A 12,548-nucleotide genomic window follows, 5' to 3' on the forward strand; every position below is an offset into this window, starting at 1 on the left:
CCGCCTCAGGCCGCCGACTTGCGCAGGCTTTCCAGAAAGAGGCGCGCCACGCCCTTCACCGCTTCGTCGTCCTTGGTGTCGTCGTGCGCGCGGTCGCCGAGGCGCTCCAGGCTTCCCTCCAAGTGATCGATCAGCCCGGGATGCTGACGCTCCACGAAGACGAGCGCATGAAAGAGCAGGTGCTCGACGGCCAGTTCGCGCTGGCGCTCGGAGGCGACAGCCTCCTTCAGGTCCGTGGTCTCCGGCATGATATCTCCCCTCGCCGCGTCAAGGTGTGGGAAGCTAGGAGGGATGGGCTCCCGGCCAAGCGGCAAAGCGCGAAGGCGTGAAAAAGCTTGCCGGGGAATGGCTTGACATACGTATCTCACGACCGTCCTTCTCTCACGCGAAGCATGAGAAAGCCGTTCGCGGCGGGCGCCCGTTTCGGGACGCGACAAACGCCGCAAACGGCGCGGGGAGGACAGCGATGACGATGAAGACCATTCGGGGGCCGGGAATCTTCCTGGCGCAGTTCGCGGGCGACGGGGCGCCCTTCAACTCGCTGGACGCGATCTGCGGCTGGGCGGCCTCGCTCGGCTACAAGGGCGTGCAGATCCCGACCTGGGACGCGCGGTTGTTCGACCTCCAGCGCGCCGGCGAGTCCAAGGACTATTGCGACGAGGTGACGGGCGTCGCCGCCAGCCACGGGCTGACGGTCACGGAGTTGTCGACGCATCTCCAGGGCCAGCTCGTCGCCGTCCACCCCGCCTACGACCTCGCCTTCGACGGCTTTGCGGCGCCGGACGTGCGCGGCAATCCGGCCGCCCGCCAGGAATGGGCGGTGGGCCAGGTGCGCGCGGCGCTCACCGCCTCGCGCCACATGGGTCTCAAGGCGCACGCCACCTTCTCGGGTGCGCTCGCCTGGCCCTACGTCTACCCCTGGCCGCAGCGCCCGGCCGGTCTTGTGGAGACCGCCTTCGACGAGCTGGCCCGGCGCTGGCGGCCGATCCTCGACCACGCCGAGGAGATGGGCGTCGACATCGCCTACGAGATCCATCCCGGCGAGGACCTCCACGACGGGGCGAGCTACGAGATGTTCCTGGAGCGCGTCGGCAACCACGCGCGTGCCAACCTTCTCTACGACCCCTCGCACTTCGTGCTGCAGGGGCTCGACTATCTCGACTACATCGACATCTACGCCAGCCGCATCCGCGCCTTCCACGCCAAGGACGCCGAGTTCAACCCGACCGGGCGCCAGGGCGTCTACGGCGGCTTCCAGTCCTGGGCGAACCGCGCCGGGCGCTTCCGCTCGCTCGGCGACGGGCAGGTGGACTTCGGCGCCGTCTTCTCGAAGCTGACCAAGGAAGGCTTCGACGGCTGGGCCGTCCTGGAATGGGAATGCGCGATCAAGAGCGCGGAACAGGGTGCCCGCGAGGGCGCGCCCTTCATCGCCGCCCATATCATCGAGGCGACGCAAGTCGCCTTCGACGACTTCGCGTCCGGCGGCACGGACGAGGCGACCAACCGCCGTATGCTCGGACTGGCCTGAGGAGACCGCACGGATGACCATCGAAGCCAGTCACTCCGAGGCGCGCGCGCCTCGCATCCGCCTCGGCATGGTGGGCGGCGGCCAGGGCGCCTTCATCGGCGCCGTCCATCGCATCGCCGCCCGCATCGACGACCGCTACGAGCTCGTGGCGGGCGCCCTCTCCTCGGACGCGGAGCGCTCGCGCGCTTCGGCGGCCGATCTCGGCCTCGACCCCGCCCGCGCCTACGGCTCGTTCGCCGAGATGGCGCAGGCCGAGGCCGCGCGGCCCGACGGCATCGAGGCCGTCTCGATCGTGACGCCCAACCACATGCACGTGCCGGCGGCCAAGGCCTTCCTGGAAGCCGGCATCCACGTCATCTGCGACAAGCCGCTCTCGCTGTCCGTGGCCGAGGCCGAGGAGCTGGCCGCGCTGGTGGAGCGGTCGGGGCGCGTCTTCGCGCTCACGCACAACTACACCGGCTACCCAATGATCCGCGAGGCGCGCGCGCGCGTCATGGCCGGCGAGCTCGGCGAGCTTCGCCTCGTGCAGGCCGAGTATCCGCAGGACTGGCTCGCCAAGGCGGCGGAAACCGAGGGCTCCAAGCAGGCGGAGTGGCGCACCGACCCCGCGCGCTCGGGCGCGGGCGGCTGCATCGGCGACATCGGCACGCACGCCTACAATCTCGCCTCCTTCATCACCGGCCAGGACGCGAGCGAACTCCTCGCCCAGCTCACCACCTTCGTGCCGGGCCGCCGGCTCGACGACGACGTGCAGATCCTCCTGCGCTACGCCGGCGGCATGCGCGGCATGCTGTGGGCGAGCCAGGTGGCGGTCGGCCACGAGAACGGCCTGAAGATCCGCGTCTATGGCACGGAAGCAGGCCTCGAATGGACGCAGGCCGACCCGAACTACCTGTGGTTCACGAAACTGGGCGAGCCCAAGCAGCTGATCACGCGCAACGGCGCGGGTGCGGGTGCGGCGAGCCGGCGCGTGTCGCGCATCCCGTCGGGCCATCCGGAGGGCTATCTCGAAGGTTTCGCCAACATCTACACCGAGGCGGCGGAGGCGATCCTCGCCGCGCGCGACGGACGCGCGCTGGATTCGGCGGTCAGCTTTCCCGGCATCCGGGAGGGTCTGGCCGGCATGCGGTTCATCGAGGCCGCGGTACGCTCCAGCCGGAACGGCAACAGCTGGGAACGGATCGGGTAAGGTTGCCCGCGACGCCTGCGTGAGAGCGCGGCGTCGCCCGGCCCACCCGAGGGCGGCTCGATCGACGACAAGCCGGCGGGCCGGACGGGGGGCAGCGGCTTGGCTGCCGCCGGCCTCCCGTAGCCGCTCTCAGTGGCACAGGCGCGGAAGGCGCTCCGTCAGATCCGCCGCCAGGCCCAAGGCGTCCTGTTCGGCCCGTCCGAGGTCGAGGCGACGGCATTCGCTGGCGACATAGCGGCACAGCTCGATCAGGGCGCGGATGTCGTCGGTGTCGGTCGCCTCGGTCAGGCGATGATCGAGTTCAGCAAGCATGATCGGTCTCCGGTCGAAGCGTTGAAAACGAATGAGGCGGCCCGGCCCGCAGGAAGCGCGCCTGCGGCCCGTGGCGGCGCAGCAGCGGGTGCCGGATGCCGGCTCGGCGCCGGGCCGCGGCGAGGCTCACCTCGTCGACCCGCAGAAAGGCGGCGACCCGCGTGGCGCCTCCGATCGCGGCCGGCAGCCCGAGCACCTCGACATGCCAGCCCAGACAGTCCCAGCGGGGAAGCCAGTAGGCATCCTCGATGCCGCCGACCCAGGCCACGCCCTCCTCGAGGCAATAGTCCACGACCGCGCAGGCCATGGCGGCGAAGATCGCTTCCTGGTCCTCGAGGCTCGTGTCGGTCGGCAGCGAAAGCCGGGTCCAGTCCGCCCAAGGGGCCGGGGCGGGAAGGCCGCGGGCGGTGATGGGGGGCGGGAGCCCCTGCAGGCGGGTCGGCCCGTGCGGGGGCATCAGCCGCGAGGCGGCCACGATCTGCCCCTCGCGCAGGCCGAGAAGAACCGTTCCCCCCTCCTCCACCGGATCGGGGCAACCGGGAAGATCGTCGCCGCGCAGGAGGCGAGCCGGGATCGGGTCGGATCGGCGGAAGGGAAGGGCGAGGCGCGCGGGCGGGCCGTCCTGCGCGTACAGGAAACGGTTGCAGTCGGTGACGACATGGACTTCCAGCATCCGTCCCCCTCGCGCCCGTGTTCCCCGGTCGTGCGCGGCGCCCTCGCCGCCGTCCCACCTTCGATTCGATACCGCTCCCGCCATCGCTGCCCAATACCTGGATTCAGGTAGGTCCGGACCCCTCGACCACGCCAACACGCGTCAGATCCGCACGGCTCCGGTGCGGATCCCCTCGGCCACGGCCTGCGCGATCGTGGCGGCGTTCAGCTTCAGGCGGACGTTGCGCAGGTGGGTCTGGATCGTCAGCCGCGACAGGCCGAGGATCGTGGCGATGTCGTCGACGGTCTTGCCCGCCGCGATCCAGGTCAGGCACTCGGCCTCGCGGCCGGTCAGAAGCGACGGCGGCTCGTCGAGGCGCCCCGTCAGACGGCGCAGCCGGTTGGTGGCGTAGATCGCCATGAGATGCAGCGCGGCGAGGTCGTGCGACGAGGCGTCCAGCGGACGCGAGGTCGCGAAGGATACGTTGGCCTGCCACTCGTGCGGCGAGAACATCGGTACGACGAAGCCGTCAACCATGCCGTGTTCGGCCGCCTCGCCCATGAATTGGTTCGCAGCCGCGGTCCACGGGCCGTTGCCCGGCACGGCCGACCAGCGAAACGGCTCCGTGGTGCGCCCCGCCCATTGGGCGACGGGATCATGAGGGAAGTAGTCCCGCTCTACATAACGCTGCAGCCAGTCCGGGCTCCAGACGCTTCCCAGGATCTCGGGGCCGAAGGGTTGGCCGGGGGCGGGAACGCCGCAGACGATCAGCCTCTCGATGCCCACGCGCGACGCTTCCCCGTGGAGGTCCGAGACCACCCCCTCCACGCTGTCGTGCAGCTTGACCCTTTCTATGAAATCGAAGGCTGGCAGATGGACGCTCATGCAGATCTCGCTGGGGCCGGCCGCCACACCTCGGGACGCCGGCTATGCACGTATAGAGCGAGATTGGTTCGGGAGCCACATCATATCAAGAGCATGTGATAAGCATGTCTTGGAATGATGCGAAGGCGTGGGCTTTCGACTTGGTTCGAGAAACCGAAGCCGCGCGAGATGCGTCGCGATACCGCCGCTCAGGACAGATCGACGGGCTTGGAGCGCAGGCGCGCGGCGGTGGCGGGATCGGCCCGGCGGCACAGGACCGGCGGCAGACCGCGCAGGATCAGCTCCGCATCGGCCACCGCCATCGCGCCGATGGCGTGAAACGCATCCGACGTTCCGCCGGTGCGGTGCGCCGACAGGAGCAGGCCGGGAATCTGGCGCACCGGATCGTCGGCCGCCACCGGCTCCTCCGGGAAGACATCGGTCGCCGCGCGGATATGGCCCGAGCGGACCGCGTCCAGAAACGCCGGAAAGTCTACGACGCCGGCGCGGCTCATCAGGAGAAAGGACGAGCCCGGCTGCATCAGCGCGAACTCGCGCGCGCCGATGAAGTTCTGGTTCTCGGAGGTGACGCCGGCGAACACCGCGACCGTGCGGCTCTCGCTCAGCACCTCGTCCAGCGAGGCGGGAATCGCCTCGGCGCGCTCGATCACCTCGGCCGGCAGCCAAGGGTCGAAGATGCGCACCGTGTTGCGGAACGGACAGATCAGCTCGCGGAACTGCCGGCCGAGGTCGCCGAAGCCGATGAGGCCGACGCTGGATCCCATGAAGCGGAACGTCTCGCGGTTGGCGGCGAGCCCGTAGGACTCCCGCCCGTCGCGAAACAGGCGGTCGGCCTTGGTGATGCCGCGCGCCAGGTCGATCGCCATGCCGAGCGCCGCTTCGGCCACCGGCGCGGCGAAGGCGGAGGCCGGCGTGATGACGTGGACCCCCCGATCCTGCGCGGCCTGGTAGTCGACGTTGGGCAGGAAGTTCGTTTCGACGTTGATGATCGCCTTGAGGTGGGGCGCACACTCGAGGCGCGCACGGTCCATCGCGGTCTGGCCGAAGATCAGCACCGTTTCGGGCAGGAGGCGCTCCACGACCTCGTCGGGCATGGTGCGGTCCTCCGACACCACCACCTCGCCCATCCGCTCCAGGCGGCGCCGGACGTCCGGCGTCATGATGAGGTCGAGGGTCCGGGGCAGCGGATCCACGAGGATGATACGGCGCGTCATGTCGGCTCTCCGGGGCGGGCGCCTTCCGGCTAGCCGCCCCGAAGGCCGCTGGCAAGCGACAGGTCGCAGCCGAAGCCGGGAACCGCCGGCCGCCGCCCCGCCTTTCGCACCCGCTGCCCGGTCGTTCGGGGCGGCGGGGACGAGACATGACGACGAACCGATACTACCAGGGTCCGATCAGCGACCATTTCGACGGGACGCGCTTCTTCAACAAGGGCGGCGCGCGCGACAAGACCGTGCTCGACATCCTGCGCTGGAAGTCCCGGAGCCGCCGCGAGCGCTGGCCGGCCCACCCGCCCGCCGGAACGCTCGACCGGCCACCCGAGCGCAGCGACGCGCCGCGTGTCGCCTTTGTCGGCCACGGGACGATCCTCCTGCAGGTAGCGGGCCGCAACCTCCTGATCGATCCGGTCTGGTCGGAGCGCGTCAGTCCGTTCCGCCGCGTCGGCCCCAAGCGCGTCAACCCGCCCGGCATCCGCTTCGAGGATCTGCCGCCGGTCGACGCGGTGCTGCTCACCCATAACCACTACGACCATCTCGACCTCGACACCCTCGCCCGCCTGGAGACGGCGTTCCGGCCGCGCGTCGTCACCCCGCTCGGCAACGACGCGGTGATCCATGCGGCTCTTCCCGCCATGCGCGTCGAGACCGGCGACTGGGGCGCGCGTTTCGATCTGGGCGGCGGCGTCGAGACCGTGCTCCATCCCGCGAACCACTGGTCGTCGCGCTCGCTGTCGGATCGCCGCATGGCGCTGTGGTGCGGCTTCGCGATCGCCACGCCGCACGGGCTTGTCTACCATTCCGGCGACACGGGCTATGGCGACGGCTCGATCTTCCGCCTGTTCCGCGAGCGCTTCGGCGCGCCCGACCTCGCCTTCCTGCCGATCGGCGCCTACGAGCCGCGCTGGTTCATGCGCGACCAGCACGTGGCGCCCGACGAGTCGGTGCAGATCCTCCTCGACACCGGCGCGCGGCGGGCCCTCGGCTTTCACTGGGGTACGTTCCCGCTCGCCGACGAGGGAATGGAGACGCCCGCGCGCGAGCTCGACGCCGCCTTGGACGCGGCTGGCATCGCGCGCGAGCGCTTCCGGCCCATGCGGCCGGGCGAGGTCTTCGGCTTCTGAGCGGTCCGCCGCTTGCCAAGCGACGCGCGCTCGGCTTCCTTCTCGCCGACCGGTTCAAGGCGACGACTTCGATGACCGCTTCCCAGCCCTTGTGGACTCCCTCTCCCGACCGCGTCGAGCGCTCGGCGATGACCGTCTTCCGCCGCGCCTGCGAGCGGCGGACCGGTCAGCCGATCCCCGACACGGCGGCGCTTCACCGCTGGTCGCTGCAGGAGCCGGCACGCTTCTGGGAGGCGGTGTGGGACGAACAGGCGGTCGTCGGCGAGAAGGGCGAACGGCTCCTGGTCGACGGCGACGCGATGCCCGGCGCGCGCTTCTTTCCCGACGCCACCCTGAACTTCGCCGAGAACCTCCTGCGTCCCCGCCCCGGCGTGCGCGACGAGGACGACGCGCTGGTCTGGCGCGTCGAGGAGGCCGAACCCCGGCGCTGGAGCTGGGGCGCGCTGCGCGCCGCCGTTTCGCGCCTGGTGGAGGCTCTGCGCGCCAGCGGCATCCGGCCCGGCGACCGGGTCGCGGCCCTCCTACCCAACGGGCCCGAGGCGGTGGCCGCCATGCTGGCCGCCTCGGCGGTCGGCGCGGTCTGGTGCTCGGCCTCGCCGGACTTCGGCGCACGCGGCGTCCTCGACCGCTTCGGCCAGATCGCGCCGCGCCTCCTGTTCAGTTGCGCCGGCTATCGTTACGCCGGAAAGCCGATCGATCTCGGCACCAAGCTCGCCGAGATCGCGAGCGGCCTGCCGACGCTGGAGCGCATCGTGATCGTGGGCGACGGGGGCGAGGCGCTGGCGCGGCAGCTGCCGAACGGCGTCGCGCTGGACGCCTTCCTGGAGCCGTTCGCCCCCGGCGCGATCCGCTTCGAGCCCCTGCCCTTCGACCATCCGCTCGCGATCCTCTTCTCGTCGGGCACGACGGGCGTGCCCAAGTGCATCGTGCACCGGGCGGGCGGCGTCCTCCTGCAGCACCTCAAGGAGCATGCGCTCCACTCCGACGTGCGCGCGGGCGACCGGGTGTTCTACTTCACGACGCTCGGCTGGATGATGTGGAACTGGCTCGTCTCGGGGCTGGCGCAGGGTGCGACCCTGCTGCTCTTCGACGGCTCGCCCTTCCACCCCGGCCCGCAGGTCCTGTGGGATTATGCCGCCGAGGAGCGCGCGACCCACTTCGGCACCTCGGCCAAATACATCGACGCCCTGCGCAAGTCGGGCCTGCGCCCCGATGAAAGCCACGACCTGCGTGCCCTGCGTGCCGTTCTTTCCACCGGCTCGCCCCTGTCAGCGGACGGGTTCCGTTTCGTCTACGAGGGCGTGAAGCCGGACGCCCACCTCGCCTCGATCTCGGGCGGCACCGACATCGTGTCGTGCTTCGTGCTCGGTGATCCGACGCGACCCGTCCGGGCCGGCGAGATCCAGGGACCGGGCCTCGGCATGGCCGTGGAGGTCTGGAGCGGGGACGGGCGGCCGGCCGCGGCCGGCGAGAAGGGCGAGCTCGTCTGCCGCCAGCCCTTCCCCTCCATGCCGCTCGGCTTCTGGAACGACGCCTCGGGCGCGCGCTACCGCGCCGCCTATTTCGAGCGCTTCCCGAACGTCTGGTGCCACGGCGACTACGCGGAGGCGACGGAGCACGGCGGCTTCGTGATCCACGGGCGCTCGGACGCCACGCTCAATCCCGGCGGGGTGCGGATCGGCACCGCCGAGATCTATGCGCAGGTCGAGCGCATTCCCGAGGTGGCCGAGGCGATCGCCGTCGCGCAGGACTGGGAGGACGACGTGCGCGTCGTCCTGTTCGTGCGCCTGTCCAACGGATCGGTGCTCGACGAGGCGCTGGAGCGAAGCATCCGCCAGGCCATCCGTGAGGGCGCGAGCCCGCGCCACGTGCCGGCCCGCATCCTCGCCGTCGCCGACATTCCGCGCACCAAGTCCGGCAAGATCGTCGAGCTCGCCGTTCGCGAGGCGCTGCACGGGCGTCCCGTCGCCAACACCGAGGCGCTGGCCAACCCGGAGGCGCTCCAGCTGTTTGCGAACCGCGAGGAGCTTACGCGCTGAGGGCCGCGGGAACGGGACGCACCGTCCCGCCCCCCGCTCTCAGCGCGAGCCGGTCGTCCACTTCCTCGCGCTGGAGCCGGAGAAGCGCGTCGGCCGCGCTCTCGGGACGGCCGAACAGGTAGCCCTGGCCGAGGCCGCAGCCGGCTCGCGACACGAGCAGACGCTGCTCTTCGGTTTCGATGCCCTCGGCGACGACGTCGAGGCGCAGGCGACGGGCGAGCGTGCACATGGTGGAGATGATGGCGAGGCCGTTCTCGCCGATGCGGCCGTTCGCCAGGAAGGACCGGTCGATCTTCAGCTTGTCGAAGGGGAAGCGGCTGAGGTAGCCGAGCGAGGAGTAGCCGGTGCCGAAGTCGTCGAGCGAGACGCGGCAGCCGAGCGCGCGCAGCACCCCCATCGTCCTGAGCGCTGCCTCGTCGTTGTCGATCAGCACCGTTTCGGTGATCTCCACCACGAAGCGGTTGGGCGCCAGGCCGGTCTCGGCGAGAACGTCGCGGATGTGGTCGACGAGGCCGCCGTCGGCGAACTGGCGCGTTGACACGTTCACCGCCACGAACACGGTCTCAGGCCAGGGCCGGGCCGCGCGCGCCGCCTCGGCGATCACCCAACGCCCGATCTCGAGGATCTGGGCGTTTTCCTCGGCGAGCGGAATGAACTCGGCCGGCGAGATGGCGCCGAACTCGGGGTGACGCCAGCGCAGGAGCGCCTCGAAGCCGCGCGTGCGCGTCGTGCGCAGGTCCACCACCGGCTGGAAGGCCAGATGCATCTCGCCGCGCTCGATCGCGCCGCGCAGGTCCTCCTGCAGGCGGCGGCGATACAGAAAGGCGTGCTTCATCTCGGGCCGGAACTCGACCGCGCGCCCGCGCCCGGCCAGCTTGGCCTCGTAGAGCGCGATGTCGGCGTCCTTCAGGAGACCCGCCTCGCCCTCCTCGTCGTCGCCGGCGGCGCTGGCAAAGCCCAGCGTGACGCCGACCGCGATCTCGCGTCCATCCGTGAGCACAGGCTCGCCCATGCGCGCCAGGATGCGCTGGCAGGCCGCGCGGCTGCGCCGGCCGGCCTCCTCGCCCTCGTAGAGAAGGGCGAACTCGTCGCCGCCGATGCGGGCGATCTCGGCCGCATCCGGTGCGGCGGCGCGCAGGCGCTGCGACACCCGCGTGAGAACCAGGTCGCCGATGTCGTGGCCGTGCGTGTCGTTGAGCGTCTTGAAATGGTCGACGTCGACCAGGATCACGGTTCGCTCGCCGGTACGCGCGAGGGTGCCGAGGCGCGCGCCGAAGCTCAAGCGGTTCGCGATGCCGGTCAGCGCGTCGCGGCGCACCGTATGGTCGAGCCGTGCGTTCTGGCGCAGGACGAAGGCGATCAGCGCCGCGCCCACCAGAACCAGCATCATCGTCATGGCGCACAGGCCCGCCAGGAGATGACGTAGGCGAACCTGGTTCTCGGCGATGCGGTCCCCGGCCTGGGCATGGGCCATGGACGTCATGCGCACCAGGGGCTGGATCAGCGGCCCGACGATGGCCCCGGCGCGGCTGATCGCGGCAGCCTCCGGCAGCCGGGCGATCAGGGGCTCGAGTTCGCGCACCGCGTTGCGAAGCAGCGGAAGCAGCTCGCCGCGCATCTCGGCGACCGGGAAGATGCCGCTCTCGATCAGGCCGACGCGGTTGCGCAGGATGGCGTAGCGCAGCTTCACCGGCTCGACGCCGTCGCGCGCCGCCTCCGCGATGCTGAGCTGGAGGCGCACGATCTCGAGCGCGGTCTGGCCAGCGTCGAAGGTCCGGTTGTAGCGCCCCGCCTCGTCGATCGAGCGCTGGTAGCTCACCGCCAGCGAGGTGCCTGCGACCGCGAGAACGGCCAGAAGGCCGGTCGCGCCGATCAGCCCGTAGCGCAGCGTCCGGAAGCGGCGCGGAAGAGACAGCCTCGCGCGATGGATCATGACACGGCTTCGATTTCGCAGAGCTGCCAGACCGCGCGGCTGTAGTAGGTCTGGTGCCGCAGTTCCTCGCGCTGGTCGAACGGAAACAGAAGAAAGATCGGCCCCTTGTCGCTGACCGGCATCAGGACGCCGTCCTGCCGGGTGGCGAACAGCCCGTCGGCTGCCACGATCTCGTCGGCGTCGGCCTCCACGACGTAGTCGTTGAGCGCGACGAGCCGCAGGCGCGGTGAGCGCAGACGGACGGCCGCAAACAAATCGCGCGCCGAGATGCCGGAGAACTCGGCGGGTGCCTGGTGCCACAGGGTCGTGGTGCGGAAGCGGGTCTGCGGCAGCGCGTCGAGCGCGGCCCCGTCGAAGGCAAGATCGCCCGGCCCCGGCCCGGGCCCGACCGCACCGTGCACCCGCAGCACCGGTTGCGCCGCAACCGCGAAGGCGCCACCCGCCAGCGAGAAGGGTAATAAGCCCGCCATACCGGTAAGGAACGATCGGCGACTTGCCATGCATCAGACCCCGCTTCATGTCGCGCGATCTTTACGCCAGACAAGTTAAGCGTCTCTCGCGACTGGTCCCGCGAGCGCGAAGACTGCTCGAAAACTGATCGCCGTTGCGCGCAGAACGCAAAACGGGCCCCGGAGCGCTCGGCTCCGGGGCCCGCCCGAACAGGCGCGCCGCGCCTGCGGTCCGATCGTCAGAACGGCGAGTCGGGGTAGTAGAACTCGCTCGCGTTATCCTTGGTGACCAGCGTGGCGTCCAGGATATAGGAGCCGCGGATCGGGTTCTGGTCGTAGAAGTTGGCGGCCGTCAGCTCCATCGCGGTGGCGATCATGGCCGGCGGATACAGGACGTCCACGGGGACCATCTTGTCGCCGTCCGCCACGCGCTTGATCATGTCCTTCATGCCGGCGCCGCCCACCACGAACTGGATGTCGGAGCGGCCCGACTGCTGGATGGCCTCGAGCACGCCCACGACCATGTCGTCGTCCTGCGCCCAGACCGCGTCGATCTTGGGATGCTTGGACAGGTAGTCCTGCATGACGCGGAAGGCGTCGTCGCGCGACCAGTTGCCGAACTGGCGGTCGAGCACCTTGATCTGCGAGCCGGCGATGCCCTCGTCGAAGCCTTTCTGGCGCTCCTCGTCGATCACGATCGGCAGGCCGCGGATCACCACGACGTCGCCCCCGTTCGGCATGCGCTCCTTGATGTACTCTCCCGCCACGCGGCCGAGCTCGGGGTTGTTGCCGGCGACGTAGAGGTCCTGGATCGAGGGATCCGACAGGGCCCGGTCGACCACGGTCACGAAGGTGCCCTTCTCCTTGACCTGCCGGATCGGGTCGGTCAGCTCGTCGGAGTTGTGCGGCAGCGTGACCAGGGCATCCATGCCCTGCGCGGTCAGGTCCTCCAGCGCGTTGGCCTGGGAGGCGCCGTCGGGCGAGGTCTTCAGGACGACCTTGAGGCCGGGATAGCGCTTCTCGAGCTGCGCCTTGGCGCGCTCGGCGTGGTAGACGACGCCGCCGGTCCAGCCGTGGTCGGCGGCCGGGATCGAGACCGCCATGGTGACCTGACGCGGCTCCTGCGCAAGGGCCGCGCTTCCGAGCGCTGCGGCCAGCAGCGCGCCCGCCAGGGGTGCCAGAATTCTCTTCATGCTCGATTCCTCCCAAGGAATGGCCGGGAC

Annotated in this window: 12 protein-coding genes; 4 read left to right on the forward strand and 8 right to left on the reverse strand. The window is 70.4% G+C overall.

Annotated features, from left to right (window positions below; genetic code table 11):
- Positions 1 to 5: 5 nt before the first annotated feature.
- Positions 6 to 248 (reverse strand): hypothetical protein, encoded by a 243-nt coding sequence (locus BLQ76_RS11520; RefSeq protein ID WP_170842566.1) that lies wholly within the window; start codon positions 246 to 248, stop codon positions 6 to 8.
- Positions 249 to 472: 224 nt separating this feature from the next.
- Here BLQ76_RS11520 and BLQ76_RS11525 point away from each other — a divergent pair, with 224 nt between their 5' ends.
- On the forward strand, positions 473 to 1,528 hold the full coding sequence (locus BLQ76_RS11525) for a sugar phosphate isomerase/epimerase family protein (RefSeq protein WP_090673372.1): 1,056 nt from the start codon (positions 473 to 475) through the stop codon (positions 1,526 to 1,528).
- A 13-nt stretch (positions 1,529 to 1,541) separates the two neighbouring features.
- Positions 1,542 to 2,717, forward strand: a complete 1,176-nt coding sequence (locus BLQ76_RS11530) for a Gfo/Idh/MocA family protein (protein WP_090673230.1) — start codon at positions 1,542 to 1,544, stop codon at positions 2,715 to 2,717.
- 129 nt (positions 2,718 to 2,846) lie between these two features.
- On the opposite strand, the gene BLQ76_RS11535 is transcribed toward BLQ76_RS11530, so the two are convergent.
- From BLQ76_RS11535 to BLQ76_RS11550, 4 genes are all read right to left on the reverse strand, one after another.
- On the reverse strand, positions 2,847 to 3,029 hold the full coding sequence (locus tag BLQ76_RS11535; protein WP_090673232.1) for a hypothetical protein: 183 nt from the start codon (positions 3,027 to 3,029) through the stop codon (positions 2,847 to 2,849).
- A complete protein-coding gene (locus tag BLQ76_RS11540; RefSeq protein WP_090673234.1) occupies positions 3,019 to 3,702 on the reverse strand; it encodes a GNAT family protein in 684 nt (227 codons plus the stop codon). Before BLQ76_RS11540 ends, BLQ76_RS11535 begins: the two co-directional genes overlap by 11 nt.
- A gap of 141 nt (positions 3,703 to 3,843) precedes the next feature.
- Positions 3,844 to 4,566: a helix-turn-helix transcriptional regulator gene (locus BLQ76_RS11545; RefSeq protein WP_090673236.1), complete on the reverse strand. Its 723-nt coding sequence runs from the start codon at positions 4,564 to 4,566 to the stop codon at positions 3,844 to 3,846.
- Between the two features lie 188 nt (positions 4,567 to 4,754).
- A complete protein-coding gene (locus BLQ76_RS11550; RefSeq protein ID WP_090673238.1) occupies positions 4,755 to 5,780 on the reverse strand; it encodes an NAD(P)-dependent oxidoreductase in 1,026 nt (341 codons plus the stop codon).
- Between the two features lie 146 nt (positions 5,781 to 5,926).
- Between BLQ76_RS11550 and BLQ76_RS11555 the strand changes: the two genes are divergently transcribed.
- Together BLQ76_RS11555 and BLQ76_RS11560 are read left to right on the forward strand one after the other, a co-directional pair.
- The gene (locus tag BLQ76_RS11555) at positions 5,927 to 6,904 is read left to right on the forward strand and encodes an MBL fold metallo-hydrolase (protein ID WP_090673240.1); all 978 of its coding nucleotides are present in this window, start codon (positions 5,927 to 5,929) and stop codon (positions 6,902 to 6,904) included.
- Positions 6,905 to 6,975: 71 nt separating this feature from the next.
- The gene (locus BLQ76_RS11560) at positions 6,976 to 8,943 is read left to right on the forward strand and encodes an acetoacetate--CoA ligase (protein WP_090673242.1); all 1,968 of its coding nucleotides are present in this window, start codon (positions 6,976 to 6,978) and stop codon (positions 8,941 to 8,943) included.
- On the opposite strand, the gene BLQ76_RS11565 is transcribed toward BLQ76_RS11560, so the two are convergent.
- The 3 genes from BLQ76_RS11565 to BLQ76_RS11570 all read right to left on the reverse strand — a co-directional run bounded on the left by BLQ76_RS11565 (position 8,933) and on the right by BLQ76_RS11570 (position 12,518).
- Positions 8,933 to 10,876: a putative bifunctional diguanylate cyclase/phosphodiesterase gene (locus BLQ76_RS11565; RefSeq protein WP_170842567.1), complete on the reverse strand. Its 1,944-nt coding sequence runs from the start codon at positions 10,874 to 10,876 to the stop codon at positions 8,933 to 8,935. The genes BLQ76_RS11560 and BLQ76_RS11565 overlap by 11 nt on opposite strands.
- Positions 10,873 to 11,376 carry a putative pterin-binding protein gene (locus tag BLQ76_RS22105; RefSeq protein ID WP_170842568.1) on the reverse strand — a complete coding sequence of 168 codons (504 nt, stop codon included), beginning with the start codon at positions 11,374 to 11,376 and terminating at the stop codon, positions 10,873 to 10,875. Before BLQ76_RS22105 ends, BLQ76_RS11565 begins: the two co-directional genes overlap by 4 nt.
- Positions 11,377 to 11,564: 188 nt before the next feature.
- Entirely contained in the window at positions 11,565 to 12,518 is a 954-nt protein-coding gene (locus BLQ76_RS11570; RefSeq protein ID WP_090673245.1) for a substrate-binding domain-containing protein, read from the reverse strand.
- Positions 12,519 to 12,548 lie beyond the last annotated feature (30 nt).

Source organism: Aureimonas jatrophae, assembly GCF_900104035.1.
In the GTDB taxonomy this organism is placed as follows: domain Bacteria; phylum Pseudomonadota; class Alphaproteobacteria; order Rhizobiales; family Rhizobiaceae; genus Aureimonas; species Aureimonas jatrophae.

Excerpts from the sequence above, each read along its gene's own strand:
- BLQ76_RS11555 (WP_090673240.1), top strand. The coding sequence starts at position 5,927 with ATGACGACGAACCGATACTACCAGGGTCCGATCAGCGACCATTTCGAC.
- BLQ76_RS11550 (WP_090673238.1), bottom strand. The coding sequence starts at position 5,780 with ATGACGCGCCGTATCATCCTCGTGGATCCGCTGCCCCGGACCCTCGAC.
- BLQ76_RS11530 (WP_090673230.1), top strand. The coding sequence starts at position 1,542 with ATGACCATCGAAGCCAGTCACTCCGAGGCGCGCGCGCCTCGCATCCGC.
- BLQ76_RS22105 (WP_170842568.1), bottom strand. The coding sequence starts at position 11,376 with ATGGCAAGTCGCCGATCGTTCCTTACCGGTATGGCGGGCTTATTACCC.
- BLQ76_RS11570 (WP_090673245.1), bottom strand. The coding sequence starts at position 12,518 with ATGAAGAGAATTCTGGCACCCCTGGCGGGCGCGCTGCTGGCCGCAGCG.
- BLQ76_RS11565 (WP_170842567.1), bottom strand. The coding sequence starts at position 10,876 with ATGATCCATCGCGCGAGGCTGTCTCTTCCGCGCCGCTTCCGGACGCTG.
- BLQ76_RS11520 (WP_170842566.1), bottom strand. The coding sequence starts at position 248 with ATGCCGGAGACCACGGACCTGAAGGAGGCTGTCGCCTCCGAGCGCCAG.
- BLQ76_RS11525 (WP_090673372.1), top strand. The coding sequence starts at position 473 with ATGAAGACCATTCGGGGGCCGGGAATCTTCCTGGCGCAGTTCGCGGGC.
- BLQ76_RS11540 (WP_090673234.1), bottom strand. The coding sequence starts at position 3,702 with ATGCTGGAAGTCCATGTCGTCACCGACTGCAACCGTTTCCTGTACGCG.
- BLQ76_RS11560 (WP_090673242.1), top strand. The coding sequence starts at position 6,976 with ATGACCGCTTCCCAGCCCTTGTGGACTCCCTCTCCCGACCGCGTCGAG.
- BLQ76_RS11535 (WP_090673232.1), bottom strand. The coding sequence starts at position 3,029 with ATGCTTGCTGAACTCGATCATCGCCTGACCGAGGCGACCGACACCGAC.
- BLQ76_RS11545 (WP_090673236.1), bottom strand. The coding sequence starts at position 4,566 with ATGAGCGTCCATCTGCCAGCCTTCGATTTCATAGAAAGGGTCAAGCTG.